The organism is Flagellimonas lutimaris (genome assembly GCF_051494225.1).
Classification (GTDB): domain Bacteria; phylum Bacteroidota; class Bacteroidia; order Flavobacteriales; family Flavobacteriaceae; genus Flagellimonas; species Flagellimonas lutimaris_A.
In genome coordinates, this window is the sequence record NZ_JBNPYE010000001.1 from 806,039 (window position 1) to 821,283 (window position 15,245).

At 39.6% G+C, this 15,245-nt stretch carries 13 protein-coding genes; 4 read left to right on the top strand and 9 right to left on the bottom strand.

All coding sequences use genetic code 11. The features are described from left to right. Nucleotides 1-30: 30 nt before the first annotated feature. From ACQQ5U_RS03630 to ACQQ5U_RS03645, 4 genes are read right to left on the bottom strand one after another with little or no spacing between them, the layout of a single operon-like run. Nucleotides 31-1,491 carry a lipopolysaccharide biosynthesis protein gene (locus ACQQ5U_RS03630; RefSeq protein WP_437395580.1) on the bottom strand — a complete coding sequence of 487 codons (1,461 nt, stop codon included), beginning with the start codon at nucleotides 1,489-1,491 and terminating at the stop codon, nucleotides 31-33. Further along, nucleotides 1,491-2,759 carry a glycosyltransferase gene (locus ACQQ5U_RS03635; protein WP_437395581.1) on the bottom strand — a complete coding sequence of 423 codons (1,269 nt, stop codon included), beginning with the start codon at nucleotides 2,757-2,759 and terminating at the stop codon, nucleotides 1,491-1,493. The genes ACQQ5U_RS03630 and ACQQ5U_RS03635 overlap by 1 nt, the downstream gene beginning before the upstream one ends. After that, entirely contained in the window at nucleotides 2,752-5,190 is a 2,439-nt protein-coding gene (locus ACQQ5U_RS03640; RefSeq protein WP_437395582.1) for a YfhO family protein, read from the bottom strand. The genes ACQQ5U_RS03635 and ACQQ5U_RS03640 overlap by 8 nt, the downstream gene beginning before the upstream one ends. Before the next feature lie 24 nt (nucleotides 5,191-5,214). Beyond that, nucleotides 5,215-5,475, bottom strand: coding sequence for a DUF4834 family protein (locus ACQQ5U_RS03645; RefSeq protein ID WP_437395583.1), 261 nt, complete (start codon nucleotides 5,473-5,475; stop codon nucleotides 5,215-5,217). An 87-nt stretch (nucleotides 5,476-5,562) separates the two neighbouring features. On the opposite strand from ACQQ5U_RS03645, the gene ACQQ5U_RS03650 reads away from it, so the two are divergent. Both ACQQ5U_RS03650 and ACQQ5U_RS03655 read left to right on the top strand, forming a co-directional pair. Next, a complete protein-coding gene (locus tag ACQQ5U_RS03650; protein WP_437395584.1) occupies nucleotides 5,563-6,546 on the top strand; it encodes a transporter in 984 nt (327 codons plus the stop codon). 65 nt (nucleotides 6,547-6,611) lie between these two features. Then, nucleotides 6,612-7,730 (top strand): GTP cyclohydrolase, encoded by a 1,119-nt coding sequence (locus tag ACQQ5U_RS03655; RefSeq protein WP_437395585.1) that lies wholly within the window; start codon nucleotides 6,612-6,614, stop codon nucleotides 7,728-7,730. Nucleotides 7,731-7,796: 66 nt separating this feature from the next. Here the strand turns inward: ACQQ5U_RS03655 and ACQQ5U_RS03660 are convergent, their stop codons facing one another. After that, entirely contained in the window at nucleotides 7,797-7,997 is a 201-nt protein-coding gene (locus ACQQ5U_RS03660) for a hypothetical protein (protein ID WP_437395586.1), read from the bottom strand. A gap of 172 nt (nucleotides 7,998-8,169) precedes the next feature. On the opposite strand from ACQQ5U_RS03660, the gene ACQQ5U_RS03665 reads away from it, so the two are divergent. Continuing rightward, a complete protein-coding gene (locus ACQQ5U_RS03665; RefSeq protein WP_437395587.1) occupies nucleotides 8,170-8,586 on the top strand; it encodes a VOC family protein in 417 nt (138 codons plus the stop codon). A 309-nt stretch (nucleotides 8,587-8,895) separates the two neighbouring features. On the opposite strand, the gene ACQQ5U_RS03670 is transcribed toward ACQQ5U_RS03665, so the two are convergent. The 3 genes from ACQQ5U_RS03670 to ACQQ5U_RS03680 all read right to left on the bottom strand — a co-directional run bounded on the left by ACQQ5U_RS03670 (nucleotide 8,896) and on the right by ACQQ5U_RS03680 (nucleotide 13,530). Further along, complete coding sequence (locus tag ACQQ5U_RS03670; RefSeq protein WP_437395588.1) at nucleotides 8,896-10,155, bottom strand: aminotransferase class I/II-fold pyridoxal phosphate-dependent enzyme; 1,260 nt, start codon at nucleotides 10,153-10,155, stop codon at nucleotides 8,896-8,898. A gap of 123 nt (nucleotides 10,156-10,278) precedes the next feature. Beyond that, nucleotides 10,279-11,319, bottom strand: coding sequence for a PLP-dependent cysteine synthase family protein (locus tag ACQQ5U_RS03675; RefSeq protein WP_414459936.1), 1,041 nt, complete (start codon nucleotides 11,317-11,319; stop codon nucleotides 10,279-10,281). A 72-nt stretch (nucleotides 11,320-11,391) separates the two neighbouring features. Beyond that, a complete protein-coding gene (locus ACQQ5U_RS03680; RefSeq protein ID WP_437395589.1) occupies nucleotides 11,392-13,530 on the bottom strand; it encodes a S9 family peptidase in 2,139 nt (712 codons plus the stop codon). A gap of 60 nt (nucleotides 13,531-13,590) precedes the next feature. On the opposite strand from ACQQ5U_RS03680, the gene ACQQ5U_RS03685 reads away from it, so the two are divergent. Next, nucleotides 13,591-13,917 carry a YbaB/EbfC family nucleoid-associated protein gene (locus tag ACQQ5U_RS03685; protein WP_437395590.1) on the top strand — a complete coding sequence of 109 codons (327 nt, stop codon included), beginning with the start codon at nucleotides 13,591-13,593 and terminating at the stop codon, nucleotides 13,915-13,917. 299 nt (nucleotides 13,918-14,216) lie between these two features. Here ACQQ5U_RS03685 and ACQQ5U_RS03690 read toward each other — a convergent pair whose 3' ends face one another. Then, a complete protein-coding gene (locus ACQQ5U_RS03690; RefSeq protein WP_437395591.1) occupies nucleotides 14,217-15,242 on the bottom strand; it encodes a threonine aldolase family protein in 1,026 nt (341 codons plus the stop codon). Nucleotides 15,243-15,245 lie beyond the last annotated feature (3 nt).

The window sequence follows — 15,245 nt, forward strand, 5'->3', positions numbered from 1 at the left end:
AGTTGTTTACCCCGTAGTTGAATTTATTCGCTACGGGGTATTTTTTTTGAGCCATTTGGATAAGATTCCTGATACATCTTCCGAAAGATTGAAACGGTACAATATACCCACATACATAACCACAATAAGAAAAGATTTCAATCCAATATTGACAATAGGATGAAACTGAAACTGTAATAGGTCAAACAATACAGCTAATAAAATCAAGGTTGCGAACACTTTAAAAGTAGCCGAAGTAAAAGGCAAAATGCCAAACTTTATCTTCACGAAAATCAGCTTCACCAAATTGAAAATAAAAATGGAGACAAAACTGGCCAATGCAGCTCCCTCCAAACCAAGCTTGGGAATCAATAAATAATTGAGCGAAATGGTCAAAGCGGCCAAACATACTCCAAATATGAGTACTGTTTTGTAGTATTGGGAGTTGTATAAAATTGAATTGATGTTGCCCAACAGCGAATCCATCACCTTGGCCAAACCAATCAAGAATACAATGGTAAACCCATGTCTATAATTTTCTGGCAGCAATAAATAAAGGTCGTTTAGGTTGAGTATAATCAACACAAATAAAATACCCGATGCAATAAATAGCGTTAAGGAAGTTTTCTTATACAATTTGTCTAGTCCAATTTCATTTTTAGTGTTCAACAATTCTGCTGTTAATGGATACGTAATTTGATGCATGGCACGGGAAGGCACAATAATTACCGTTGCGATGTACACCGATACCCCATAATAAGCCACATTTTCAATACTAATAAACTGATTGAGCATCACCTTATCTATTTCCAACAAGATAAGAGCTGCCGAGCCTCCTAGAATAATCAAGAAGGAGTACGATAAGATTTCTTTGGTATAAGGCGGAAACTTAAAATCCAATTTGGGCATCCGTAGGCTAAACGCATAAATTTTAATAATGATGGTCCTTAACAAATAGAGACCCACCAAACATTTAAAGAAAATGTCCAGCGTAATCACATCAAAATAAAAGAGTAATAGTAGTAGAGAAACCCCTACTCTAGCAAAAACCTCCTTCATAAAGTTGCCAAAAACCGACTTAAAATGAACCTTGCTCCAAGAGTAGAAAACTTCAAAATAGCCCATGGCTAAACCAACAAAAAACACATACCATAGGTAGTCCTTAACCATAGGATTCACTTGAGATACCCAATCTCCAATAGGCTCATACCATATCAGCCCCACCAATGTCACAGGAATAATCCCCAATAAAGGGATTAACAACATCAAGGTGAAAAAGCCATCTTTTTCAGAATCTGGATGATTACTGTAATATTTCACCATGGTATTGTGCACCCCAAAAGCCATCAATGGCATAAGAATGGCCCCGGAGGCCAATATAAAAGTAACGAGGCCATAATATTCGTCCGGGAGAATCTTGGTATAGAGAAACAACGTATTGATCGCTCCAAAAAAGAACCCCAAATACGTTACCGCCGTATTTTGTATGGATTGTTTAAGAACAACGCCCATTAGATAAATTTAGCCAAAGATTCCGTTAATGCCTTTCTATGATATTGCTCCACCCCTTCCGAATTGCATAGCAAACTTCCTTTTTGATATTGGTGAAATGCATCCAAAAGTACATTTTTTAATGCCGGTATATTATCATGCAAACAGGTATTTCCTGCTTTATGCTTCTCTACCATGGCACCTGCTTCCCATCCTTTTGGACCAATTGCCAAAATGGGACGCTTGGCATTCAAGTATTCAAATAATTTTCCAGGTATTATACCTATGGTTTCCTCCGAATCAATTTCCAATAACAAAAGTAACTGAGATTTTTGCTGTGTTTCCAAAACTTTATCATGCGAGAGATAGCCTAACTGCTCCACATAAGCATCCAGTCCGAAATTTTGCAAAGATTGTAAAACTTCCTCTCCCACTACTCCAGCCAATTGAACCTTTACAGTTTTTCTGAAAGCTTCGTTTTCTGTAATCAATTCCTGTAAAGCTTGCCACAATCCTAAAGGGTTTCTTCCTGTCAACAATGAACCAATGTGGGAAATGGTAAAATCAGAATCTAATGCAACAGGTTTCAGTCCATTATCAAAACCGTTGGTAATAACTTTTATTGGTTTGGGGGTAATGGCCTCAAACTCTGACTTAGTAGTGTTGCTGGTAACCACAATCTTATCAGCCTTTAGTAACACCCCTTTCTCCAAAGCCTTGTGCTTTAGCCGAGCATATTCGGTCAACCGTAGTTTTTTATGATAGCCTATCGATGTCCAAGGATCTCGAAAATCAGCGATCCATTGTAAATTGTATTTCTTTTTGAGGCCAAGACCAATCAAATGCAGACTATGTGGCGGTCCTGTGGTTATTACGGTTTGAATACCTTCATCCGCAATTACTTTGGCCAAATACGAAATGGATGGTTTTACCCAAAGTTTTCTGGCATCGGGAATAAATAGATTTCCTCGAATCCACAACAGTGTTTTTTCAATAAATGATGGATTCTTCTCCTTAATGATTCCTGAACTAATCGTCTTGGTTTTCTTTTTGGAAAGCAGCGAAGCCCAGCCATAAGGTTCCCTAATCGGTTGCTTTACTATTTTGATGGAATCCGGTACTTCCGAAACCAATTTTTCATCTACAATGGGATAACTCGGACTTTTAGGAACATATACGATAGGTTCTATCCCAAATTCCGGCAGGTATTTTGCAAACTTGAGCCAACGCTGTACCCCTGGTCCCCCTGCCGGTGGCCAATAGTACGCTATGACCAAGATTTTACGCATGGGGTTCTTCCTTTTTTCCACGGAACAAGCTGAATCCCAATCCTCCTACAATCATCAATCCTAGGAGAATATTGGCCGCTAAAGTGATTTGGCTTCCCGTTTCCACCACTTCAGGCTCAAACTTGAATTCGATTTCATGTTTCCCTGCTGGAACCTTTATGCCACGAAGTGCATAATCCACTTTAAAGTGTTCTTGTGGTTCGCCATCGATAAAAGCATTCCAACCGAATGGATAATGCATTTCGGAGAATACTGCGAAACCATCATTGGAATTATTCGTGGCATATTTTAAATAATCGGGACGATACTCCACCAAATCAATACGTGCCACGGAATCCACGGAATATCGGAGTTTGGTCAATTCCGGGTATTCCTTGGTATTGACCACCGCCTGTGTTTTGGAGTTAAAATCCTTAAGTTTCAGAATCTCCTCGTCGGCCGATGAAACGGGCACCAACTGATCTACAAACCAGGCATTGCCATTGGCATCGGGGTTTACGGCAGGGTAACTGTTCCCTTCCTCATCCTGTTGAATGACGTATTTTACGTTCAACATGTTCATTACCTGCAGATTGTTTTGGAACAAATGGTATTCGAATAAATTTTGAAGCGCTCTAGGCTTAGCAGCGTGATATCCACCAATAGATTTATGGAAATACGAAGTTCGAGCACCATTTAACCCTTCTTGAGGATCAAAAACCCGATAAATCGAGTCATCTTGCTGAATCATTTGGTCAATTTGATTGGCTTGGAATGGCTGGTTTACCTGACGCTGACGTACAAAATCGTCTTCGTTTACATACCTGAGGTCTACTCCTACCAAATCAAACAGGATAAGCGCCCCCAAGGCAAAGACCAAAATATTTTTATTGATTTTATCTTTGATAAAGAACCACAATGCCGCGGCGGCCAAGGCCACATAAATCAACGAACGGATTGTATCACTGATGTAAACGGCTTCACGGTCACGCTGGATCATGGTCATCAATTCATCTCCAAAATAGCCACGGTAGGTTTCGTCTCGTAGTCCTTCAAAATCAAAGAATCCTTTCAGCAAGAAAATCATGGCGCCAAGTCCTACCGAAACAAAAAAGCTCAGCTTCAATGCTTTTAGTTTATCCTTTTGCTCCACGGAAGATTTGAACAGTTCCCATATTCCCAAAATTCCCAATACAGGTAAACAAAGCTCCAAAACCACTTGAATAGAGGATACAGCCCTGAATTTGTTGTACATCGGGAAGTAATCTATCATGAAATTTGTGAGCAACGGAAAGTTTTTCCCCCAAGAAAGCAACAAGGCCAAAATGGCTCCAAACAGCAACCACCATTTCTTTTTGCCATCCACCAGAAATACGCCCAACATAAAAAGAAAGAATACAATGGCACCTACATAAGCTGGTCCGGCCACAATGGGCTGGTCTCCCCAATATAAAGGCAAACTGCCTGAAAATTCTATGGCCTTGGTCGGTGATAATCCCTGATTGGTCAAATATTCATAGGCTTTGGAATCCTTGCCCAAATTCTCACCGCCCGAACCTCCGAACAATCTTGGTACAAATAAGTCTAACGATTCCGCAATTCCATAACTATATTGGGTAATGTATTCTTTATCCAATCCTGAAGAAATCTGCTTTTCGCTGCCGTCAGGATTTATGGTCAATTCCGATTTACCACGTGTACTCCAATCAGCATACTCTTTGGTTGCCATTAAGCTGGTGGCATTGGTAAAAATGGACAGGACAACGGCCAAAATCAAAATGCCCACCGAAGCAAAAAAGTGTTTCAGTTCTTTTTCTTTGATGGCATAAATCAGATACACGAGGCCCATCACCAGTACCAAAAGCATAAAATAATATGTCATTTGGTAGTGATTCGCACTAATTTCCAGCGCCATTGCCAATGCCGTCAGTATAAATCCTAAAATGTATTTTTTTCGAAAAACGAGTACTATGCCCCCCAAAACCAGAGGGATATACCCCAAAGCATGCGCTTTTGCATTGTGTCCCACACCCAAAATTATAATCAGGTAGGTGGAGAACCCAAAGGCCAAGGCTCCCAATGCGGCAAGCCTAAAATCGACTTTTAGGCATAATAGGAGAATATAAAACCCTATCAAATAAAGAAAAAGATAATCGGCAGGTCTGGGCAAAAACCGAATCAAACGGTCCAGTTCCTTTACGTAGTTATGTGGATAATTGGCGCCTAATTGGTAGGTGGGCATTCCACCAAAAGCACTATTTGTCCAATAGGATTCCTCGCCCGTAACATCCTTGTAGGCATCCCGTTCTTGTGCCATGCCTTTATACTGGGCAATGTCCGACTGGTAAATGGCTTTTCCTTGCAATACCGGATAAAAATATACCAACGAGGCAAGGATGAATACAGCGATAACACAAATATGGGTGATAATGGCTTTTGGAGAAAGATTCATGGATAGGTTTTGATTCGGCAAATATTAATCAATTTCCTCAAAATCTATGTATTCTCCAACTTTTTTTGATGGATTGGATTTGCGGTGCGGTTTTTTGGCAATAACGGTCTCTCCTTCCCTAGTTTGCGAGTTATCAAAATCTTGCGGGTTGCCAAACTGCTGCCCAAAACGCTCGCTCGTCTTCTTAACTGCATAATTAAGCAGCTTCGGAGCCAACCATTTCAAAAGGAATTTGAACCCGTAGTATACTAATATGACAATTAAAATCGTTTGTAATAAAACCATATAACCTTAGTTATTGAATCAAATTTACACTGTTAGTCCCGTAAACCCATCAAACGTATCTTAAAATAGTATTAAAAACCTTGTTATATGGATATTTCCATGATCAAAAAGTCATTATTTCTTTTCGTTCTATTTCCAACATTTATTTTCGCCCAATACACCGATGTCATTAATTCCAATAGACCTGGAAGAGCTGCTAGTGCTTACGCTGTTGGTAAAAACGTGGTGCAGGCCGAAGTGGGGATGTTGTATGAACAGCAGGATAATGCCGATTTAAATTCCGACTCCAACATTTTTGGGGCCGATTACGCTTTTAGGTACGGATTGCTTTTTGAGGAATTGGAAGTGATTGCAGAGGGTTCCTTTATTACTCAGAACATTACCTATCCCGATTTGGGCATTGAGGGCAAGTTGACCAATTTTTCCCGGAACCGAGTAGGTTTAAAATATCTGGTCTTTGACCCCTACAAGGACCCAGAACGAAGCAAACCCAACCTCTATAGCTGGAGGGCCAATAATCTGTTCCAATGGAAAAATCTTATCCCGGCCGTATCAGTGTACGGTGGTGCCAATTTTGTATTGGGCGACAATCCGTTTTACCCAGGCGAACCTACAGTTTCGTATCGAGGAGGTATTCAAACTCAGAGCAGACTTTCTCCCAGATTTGTTTTGATTTCCAACATCGCCTACGATCGTATTACTACCGATTTTCCCGAATGGCGCTATGCCCTTTCAGTTACCCATGCTTTTCGTGACCCCCGATGGAGCGTTTTCTTTGAGGGGCAGGGTATTTCTGGAGACCGTTACTCCGATATTATTCTTAGAACGGGAGTGGCCCGTTTGATCAATCCTAATTTTCAAGCTGACATCCACATGGGCTCGGGCTTTAAAAACGACCCCTCTCGCATATTTGTGGTGCTCGGATTTTCTTATCGCTTGGATTTCCATAGGGATGAACTTATCCCAATCAACGAGCAACAATCGGGCATAAATGGAAAGATCAAAAAGAACTCAAATAAGAAAAAGTCAAAAAAACGCAGGAAAAAAAATAAAGATCGAATAGATTTTTAAGTTTTCCTTGGTTCACTTTTCTACTGTAGGTAATATTCCTAATATTGGGGAATTAATTTGCATGTATGGTTACCGTAAAACAGGTTCAGTCCAAATCGGACTTAAAAAGTTTTGTAAAATTTCCTTTTTCACTCTATAAAGATTCTCCCTATTGGGTTCCTCCCATTATTAAAGATGAAATGGAGTCTTTTGATAAGAATAAGAACCCTGTTTTTAAAACGGCCGAGGCACAGTTCTTTTTGGCTTATAAAGAAGGGAAGCTCGTAGGTCGCGTGGCAGCTATTATAAACTGGTTGGAAGTTAAGGAGCAGGGACTAAAGAAAATGCGATTTGGTTGGTTCGATTTTGTGGATGACCTTGAAGTTTCAAAGGCTCTATTGGATAAAGTCCAGGAGATTGGCAAGAAAAACAAGCTGAACTATATGGAAGGTCCGGTAGGATTCTCCAATTTGGACAAAGTAGGCGTACTTACCGATGGTTTTGATCAAGTAGGAAACATGATCACTTGGTACAACCACCCCTATTACCAATCGCATTATGAGCAGCATGGGTTTACTACCGAAAAAAAATACTCAGAGAGTAAATTTTTAGCGGCAAATGCCGAACCTAAATTTTTTGAAAAGGCCAATATGCTGATCAAAAAGCGCTATGGTCTCCGAGAAATGAATTTTGAAAAAAGCGCCGACATAATGCCTTGGGTGGACAAGATGTTCGACCTTTTTAACGAGACCTATGCCAAACTATCTTCTTTTGTGAAGATAACCGATATCCAAAAAGAATATTTCAAGAAAAAATACATTAGTTTCATAAATCCGGAATACATCAAATTTGTGGTGGATTCAGATGATAATTTAGTGGCTTTTGCCATTGTGATGCCCTCTTTTTCAGAAGCCTTACAAAAAGCGAAAGGCAAATTGTTCCCTTTTGGAATTTTCCATTTGCTCAATGCTCGAAAAAATAGCAAGGATGCCATTTTCTACTTGATCGGTATTCATCCAAAATATCAAAACAAAGGGGTCACCTCCATAATTTTTAATGAATTTCATCATACCTTTAAAAAGCGTGGAGTGATCAATTGTATTAGAACTCCCGAACTAGAGGATAATCTGGCCATACAACAAATGTGGAAACACTTTGACCCTAAAGTAGTCAAGAGACGAAGAACTTATGTAAAAGACCTTTAGAAATAACTATATTACTCCACTGCTATTTTATTACCTGATTTTCACTAATTTAAGAGAATAATTCTCCTAATATAGTAGTATTGATATTCCAAAGTAATAACTAAAATCATTAATAATATAGCTGTAAATAAGGATGACAAAAGCACATAGACAATTGGAGGAGGTGTCCTTTTGGGACTTGGCGTAGGTTTCTTTTTTCTTGGTTTTGGTGCCGTTTTGGCGTTCGTAGGCTCCATGATTACTGGCCTGAATTGGACTAATAATCACATCAATTATTTCAACCAGAAAAAAATAATCTTCCTGGTTATTGCAACGACCTCATAATCAAAATTTTAAAAAGAATCCATCGAAGAATACTTAAAAACAAGTTCAATGAATACCTTGTTTATGTATTTTGGGAAGGATTGACTTTTTTTTAGAAATTTGAAAATGTATTACAATGGAAAATAAAATAGCCATTGAGTTTTTAGACCACGTAGCCATTCGCGTTAAAGATATGGAGACGTCCATTGCTTGGTACGAAAAGGTTTTGGGTCTCCAAAAACATCAGCTCCCTAAATGGGGAGCACATCCGATTTTTATGTTGAGTGGCAAATCTGGAATTGCATTGTTTCCAGCTCATTTGCATGACGATACCTTGAATCCAGAATCAAAAAATGTAAAAATTGACCACTTTGCGTTCAATGTTACCAATGAAAATTTTGAGAAAGCAAAAAAAAGGTACACTGACCTTAATTTAGTCTATACTATTCAGGACCATTATTATTTCCAATCTATTTATACCAAGGATCCGGATGGCCATACGGTTGAATTGACCACTCTTGTGGTCGATGAAAATGATGTATATACCAACTAAATTCAAGACGAAGATTTAGATTTGAAAGAAAACCATCAAAAATATATTGAATCCTACCTACAACTGTTTTCAAATTTAAACCCCAATAAACTGACGCTCTTCCGTTCGCAACTAACTATTGGGGAATACAAGCAAAAAGATTAGTTTTTTAAGAATGGGGGAATTCAAAAAAAAATGGGGTTTGTTTGTGAAGGACTATTACGGCGATATTACGCAAGTTAAAATTAATGCGCCGAAATAACGCACAAACGAATTGCAGCGGACGAAAAGTCCGCTGCAATAAATATTTTACGAGAATAGGAAAAATTACTATTCGCCCATCGCCGCAGCAACAGCAGCTGAAAGTCTTTTATATGTACCATTTTCCAAACGTTCCCTGATTGCTGAAAATGCATCCAAAGTTTTGGCAATATCCTCCATAGTATGTGTTGCCGTTGGAATCAAACGAAGTAAGATCAAACCTTTTGGAATTACTGGATATACCACAATAGAACAGAAGATTCCGTGGTTTTCACGCAAATCCTTTACCAAGGCCATAGCTTCTGGAATACTACCGTTCAAATAAACAGGAGTAACACAACTGGTGGTGGTACCAATATCAAAACCTCTATCCTTAAGTCCATTTTGAAGCGCGTTCACATTCTCCCAAAGTTTTGCCTTTAATTCGGGCATGGTACGTAGCATATCAAGCCTTTTAAGTGCTCCTTTTACATATACCATTGGTAAAGACTTAGCGAACATTTGAGAACGAAGATTGTACTTCAAATACTCTATAATCTCTTTATCTGCAGCAACAAAGGCACCAATTCCGGCCATAGATTTGGCAAAAGTGGCCAAATACACATCAATTTCGTCCTGTACGCCTTGTTCCTCACCTGCTCCTGCACCCGTTTTACCAAGTGTTCCAAATCCGTGGGCATCATCTACCAAGAGTCTAAACTGGAATTTCTTTTTAAGGTCTACGATTTCTCTCAAGATTCCTTGCTCTCCGCGCATACCAAAAACTCCTTCGGAGATCACTAATATTCCTCCGCCAGTTTCATTGGCCAATTTAGTGGCACGCTCCAAGTTTTTCTCCAAACTTTCTGGGTCGTTGTGCTTAAAGGTAAAACGTTTACCCATGTGCAAACGCACCCCATCTATAATACAAGCGTGACAATCCACATCGTATACAATAATATCATCCTTAGATACCAAAGCATCGATAACCGACATAAAGCCTTGGTAACCGAAGTTCAATAAATAAGAGGCATCCTTGTTAACGAATTCAGCCAACTCGTTCTGTAATTGTTCGTGGAAATCGGTATGGCCACTCATCATTCGCGCTCCCATTGGATAAGCAGCTCCGTGCTCCAATGCGGCTTCTCCATCCACTTTTTTGATTTCAGGTAGGTTGGCAAGCCCTAGATAGTCATTGATACTCCACGTTATTACATCTTTCCCTTGGAACTTCATTCTGTTGGAAATAGGTCCTTCCAGTTTTGGAAAAACAAAATAACCCTCAGCTTGTGAGGCCCATTTTCCTAAAGGCCCTTTGTTCTCAATGATTCTATCGAATAAATCTCTCATCTACCTTAAATTTAATTCAAATGCAAAAGTATAGATTTTTATGAACCTCGCATAACGAAATGTTAAGATAAAAAAAACGGCAATGAAAAACATTGCCGTTACGAGGTGTTATAGGGTATTGGTTTATTTAATATACTTGATTTCTTCAGGTACTTCAGCATCCTGAATATCAAAGAATCCTTGGTTTTCCATCCATTCGTTGCTGTATACTTTACTCATGTACCTTGAACCGTGGTCTGGAAACACCACAACAACATTACTGTCTTCGGTGAACTCCCCTTCCGTATTCAATTGGTACAATGCCTGAGTAGCAGCACCACTGGTATAACCTGCAAAAATACCTTCGGTATGGGCCAATTTACGCGCCATATGTGCACTTTCGCCATCAGTCACCTTGATATATCTGTCAATACTATTGAAATCGGTAGCATCAGGGATAAGATTTTTACCCAATCCTTCAATTCGGTATGGATATACTTCATTATGGTCGAACTCTCCGGTTTCGTGATATTTTTTCAATACAGAACCATAAGCATCAACACCCAATACTTTAATGTTTGGGTTTTGCTCTTTAAGATAACGAGCAATACCTGATATAGTTCCTCCTGTTCCACTACAAGCCACCAAATGGGTAATCTGACCATTGGTCTGCTCCCAAATTTCTGGTCCGGTACTGGAATAGTGAGCATCGATATTCAGCTCGTTAAAATATTGATTGATGTAAATTGAATTTTCCGTCTCGCTATGCAATTGTTTGGCCACTTCGTAATATGACCGTGGGTCGTCTGCACTAACATGGGCCGGACAAACATAAACTTTGGCTCCCATGGAACGTAACATATCTATCTTGTCTGGGGATGATTTTGAACTTACGGCCAAAATACATTTGTATCCCTTAACAATACTCACCATGGCAAGGCTAAAGCCTGTATTGCCAGATGTGGTCTCAATAATGGTACTACCCGGCTTAAGAATACCTTTTCGCTCGGCTTCCTCAATAATATGAATCGCAATTCTGTCTTTTGAGGAATGTCCAGGGTTAAAGCATTCCAGTTTAGCATAAAAATTTCCAGTAAGTGGGGCGGTAATTCTGTTTAGCTCAACTAAGGGGGTATTTCCAATTAGGTCTAGGATATTGCTGTGCGCATTTATCTGTTTCTTCATAACTGGTATTAGGTAGGGAATAATTCTTACGTAAATAAGAAAATTACTCCGTGCAAATGTAACATTTTATTTTTAAAAAGCTTTTCCTTCTAGGTCTAAAATAAAGGCATATTCCTTTGCGGTCTCCTTTAAAGCCTCAAATCTGCCCGATGCTCCTCCGTGCCCTGCATCCATATTGGTATCCAAAAACAACTGGTTATCATCGGTTTTATACTCCCTCAACTTTGCCACCCACTTGGCGGGTTCCCAGTATTGCACTTGCGAATCGTGCAAGCCTGTGGATACATACATATTGGGATATTCCTTGGCTTCCACATTATCGTAAGGGGAATAGGATTTAATGTAATCGTAATATTCCTTTTTGTTTGGATTCCCCCATTCATCATATTCTCCAGTGGTCAACGGAATGGTATCATCCAGCATAGTAGTTACCACATCCACAAAGGGCACGCCCGCAATAACCCCATGATACAGTTCTGGTGCCATGTTGATGACAGCTCCCATCAAAAGACCTCCTGCAGAACCGCCCATAGCATATAAATGCTCTGGACTGGTGTATTTTTCATCAATCAAATATTGAGAGATATCTATAAAGTCGGTAAATGTATTTTTCTTTTTGAACAATTTACCATCCTCATACCAAGGTCTGCCCAAATACTCACCTCCTCGAACATGGGCAATGGCGTATATAAATCCCCGGTCCAACAAACTCAACCGTATCGATGAAAAATAAGGGTCGATCGTAGCACCGTATGAACCGTAACCGTATTGCAACAACGGACTGGTCCCATCCAAGGGAGTATCCTTATGGTAAATTAAGGAAATTGGCACTTTTTTGCCGTCTCTGGCTGTGGCCCACAAGCGTTCGGTCTTGTAATTGTTCTTATTAAACTTACCTCCCAAAACCTCTTGTTCCTTCTTTACGGTTTTAGATTTGGTCTCCATATCAAAATCGATAATAGCAAAAGGAGATCCCATTTCGTTGTAATAGTAACGAAGCACCTTGGTATCAAAATCAAGATTAACAGAGGGTCCAGCTACGTATGTTTCGCTGTCAAAAGGCAAATAATAGCTATCGGAACCGTCCCACTTGGCAATCTTCATTTGGTTGAGACCATTATTACGCTCGGTTACCACATAATAATCCCTGAAAATCTCTACATCCTCCAATAAAACATCTTCTTGGTGGGGAACAAATTCCTCCCAATGTTCTGATGATGTATGGTTCTCATCGGTTTTCATCAATTTAAAGTTGGTTGCACCGTCTTTATTGGTCAACACATAAAAATCACCCTCAAAATGAGAGATGCCATATTCCACTCCTTTTTCCCGTGGGGAAAACACTTTAAACTCACCATCGGAATCATCAGCATTCAAAATTCTATATTCTGATGTCAATGTGCTCCCAGAACCGATTACGATATATTTTCTGGATTTTGTTTTGTAAACAAAGGTGTTGTATGTAGAATCTTTTTCGTGAAAAACCAACTCATCATCTTCCGAAGAAGTTCCCAAAACGTGTTTAAAAATTTTGTCGGAACGTAAGGTAACCGGGTCTTTTTTGGTATAGAACAGCGTTTTGTTATCGTTGGCCCAAACAGAACTTCCTGTCGTATTTTCAATGATATCAGGATAGATTTCCCCTGATTTGAGGTTTTTTACCTGAATATTGTACTGTCTTCTGGAAATGGTATCCGTTCCAAAGGAAGCCATGGTATTATCCGGGCTTATGGAAACACCACGTAAGTTAAAAAACTCATGGTCTTTGGCCATTTCGTTGCAATCAAACAACAATTCATCTTCGGCATCCAAGCTTTCCTTTTTTCTTGAATAAATGGGATACTCCTTACCCTCCTCATACCGTGTGATATACCAATATCCATCCAATTTATAGGGAACAGAGGAGTCATCTTCCTTAATCCTTCCTTTCATTTCCTTAAAAAGTTCATCTTGAAACTTTTTGGTATGGGCGGTCATTTTTTGATAGTACTCGTTCTCAGCATTCAAATAATCAAGGACTTGTTGGTCCTCCCTATTGTTCATCCAATAATAATCATCGATTCTAACATCACCGTGCTTCTCGAGTTGAGTCGGATGTTTGGGTGCTACCGGGGGAGCTATACTCATGGATTCGTCTTTGTTGTTTTTGCAAGCGGTCGCAAAAATAAGGCATAAAACCAGAATATGGGTTCTTGAAATAGTTTGTTTCATGGGTCAGTGTTTTAACCAAATTACTACTTTTGATAATACACTTGTTAAATAAAGAAAATTATGTTTGGAGATCTTATGGGAATGATGGGTAAAATAAAGGAGACCCAAAAGAAGGTGGAAGCCACAAAGGAGCGTTTGAATACCGTGATGATTGATGAAGAATCTACCGACGGATTGTTAAAAGTGACCTTGACGGCCAATCGAGAAATAAAATCCATTACTATTGATGATTCTCTTTTGGAAGATAAGGAGCAATTGGAAGATTATCTAGTACTGACACTGAACAAAGCCATTGAAAAAGCCAGCAAAGTAAATGAAGCTGAATTGGCAGCCGTCGCCAAAGAGGGCATGCCGAACATTCCTGGGATGGATGCTTTTATGAAGTAGATTAGTCAAGTCCAGAGCGCAATAAATCGATGGACCTAATGTCTGGTCTGATTTGTTAGATTATAAGATAATTGGATTACTGGACACTTAGACTTGATATGAATTTGTCAGTTCGAGTGTTTCTGAAGTGCCCTGCACGAAGGAAAAATATCGAGAACTTTTTTATAGAACATTTAATACACTTCTCGATATAATTTTGGCGTTGCCAAAACCACTCGAAGTGACATTGCGACTATATATTGTCAGGTCGAGCACAGTCGAGACCCTTCTAGACTTCTCGACTGTGCTCGGAGTGACAATCATCCAATACTTTTCAAAACTTTTAAGAAATGCTGGTGCATTGCATCGGTATAATCCAAATGGGTGACGATGCGCAATTTTCCATGCCCCATCCCGATGATGGATACTTGATTTTTGGCCAATTGATCTAAAAATGCCTCAGATGACATTTTGGATTCATTAATTTCAAAAATGATAATATTGGTCTCAATTGGTTCCACTTTTTTAATGAAATCCAAGGTTTGGAGCACCTCCCCTACTTCTTCCGCTTTTTTGTGGTCTTCTGCTAATCGCTCTACATTATTTTCCAAGGCGTAGATGCCCGCTGCGGCCAAATAACCCGATTGACGCATACCGCCTCCAAAAATTTTACGGATACGCAAGGCTTTGTCAATATCATCTTTACTTCCAACCAAAACGGAACCCACGGGGCATCCCATGCCTTTGCTCAAGCATACGCTAATGGTATCAAACAACTTTCCATAGGCTTTAGGATCCTCCCCTTTTTTTACCAAGGCATTCCAAAGCCGGGCACCATCCAAGTGATATTTTAAATTGTGCTTATCACAGACTTTTCGGATTCTTTTTAATTCCTCAAAATCCCAACAGGCACCACCTCCTTTATTTGTGGTGTTTTCTATGCAGACCAATGAGGTCAATGGGCTGTGGTAAAAATCGGGTGGATTGATGGATGCTTCGACCTGTTCGGCAGTCATCATACCGCGGTCACCATCTACCAATTTACAGGAAACCCCGCTGTTGAAGCTTACTCCTCCCCCTTCGTAATTGTAAACATGTGCATATTTATCACAAATCAACTGGTCTCCAGGTTGGGTATGGATTTTTATCGCTGTTTGATTGGTCATGGTACCACTGGGGAAAAACAGTGCTGCTTCCATGCCAAAATATTCAGCTATTCTGGCTTCCAATTGGTTTACTGTAGGGTCGTTTTTAAATACATCGTCCCCTACTTTTGCATTCATCATAGCCTCCAACATTCCTACTGAAGGTCGAGTGACGGTATCACTTATTAAGTTTATTTCCATAAA

What these genes read in the sequence shown, in the direction of transcription:
- ACQQ5U_RS03630 (WP_437395580.1), bottom strand. Translation starts at nt 1,491, where the DNA reads ATGGGCGTTGTTCTTAAACAATCCATACAAAATACGGCGGTAACGTAT.
- ACQQ5U_RS03635 (WP_437395581.1), bottom strand. Translation starts at nt 2,759, where the DNA reads ATGCGTAAAATCTTGGTCATAGCGTACTATTGGCCACCGGCAGGGGGA.
- ACQQ5U_RS03640 (WP_437395582.1), bottom strand. Translation starts at nt 5,190, where the DNA reads ATGAATCTTTCTCCAAAAGCCATTATCACCCATATTTGTGTTATCGCT.
- ACQQ5U_RS03645 (WP_437395583.1), bottom strand. Translation starts at nt 5,475, where the DNA reads ATGGTTTTATTACAAACGATTTTAATTGTCATATTAGTATACTACGGG.
- ACQQ5U_RS03650 (WP_437395584.1), top strand. Translation starts at nt 5,563, where the DNA reads ATGGATATTTCCATGATCAAAAAGTCATTATTTCTTTTCGTTCTATTT.
- ACQQ5U_RS03655 (WP_437395585.1), top strand. Translation starts at nt 6,612, where the DNA reads ATGGTTACCGTAAAACAGGTTCAGTCCAAATCGGACTTAAAAAGTTTT.
- ACQQ5U_RS03665 (WP_437395587.1), top strand. Translation starts at nt 8,170, where the DNA reads ATGGAAAATAAAATAGCCATTGAGTTTTTAGACCACGTAGCCATTCGC.
- ACQQ5U_RS03670 (WP_437395588.1), bottom strand. Translation starts at nt 10,155, where the DNA reads ATGAGAGATTTATTCGATAGAATCATTGAGAACAAAGGGCCTTTAGGA.
- ACQQ5U_RS03675 (WP_414459936.1), bottom strand. Translation starts at nt 11,319, where the DNA reads ATGAAGAAACAGATAAATGCGCACAGCAATATCCTAGACCTAATTGGA.
- ACQQ5U_RS03680 (WP_437395589.1), bottom strand. Translation starts at nt 13,530, where the DNA reads ATGAAACAAACTATTTCAAGAACCCATATTCTGGTTTTATGCCTTATT.
- ACQQ5U_RS03685 (WP_437395590.1), top strand. Translation starts at nt 13,591, where the DNA reads ATGTTTGGAGATCTTATGGGAATGATGGGTAAAATAAAGGAGACCCAA.
- ACQQ5U_RS03690 (WP_437395591.1), bottom strand. Translation starts at nt 15,242, where the DNA reads ATGGAAATAAACTTAATAAGTGATACCGTCACTCGACCTTCAGTAGGA.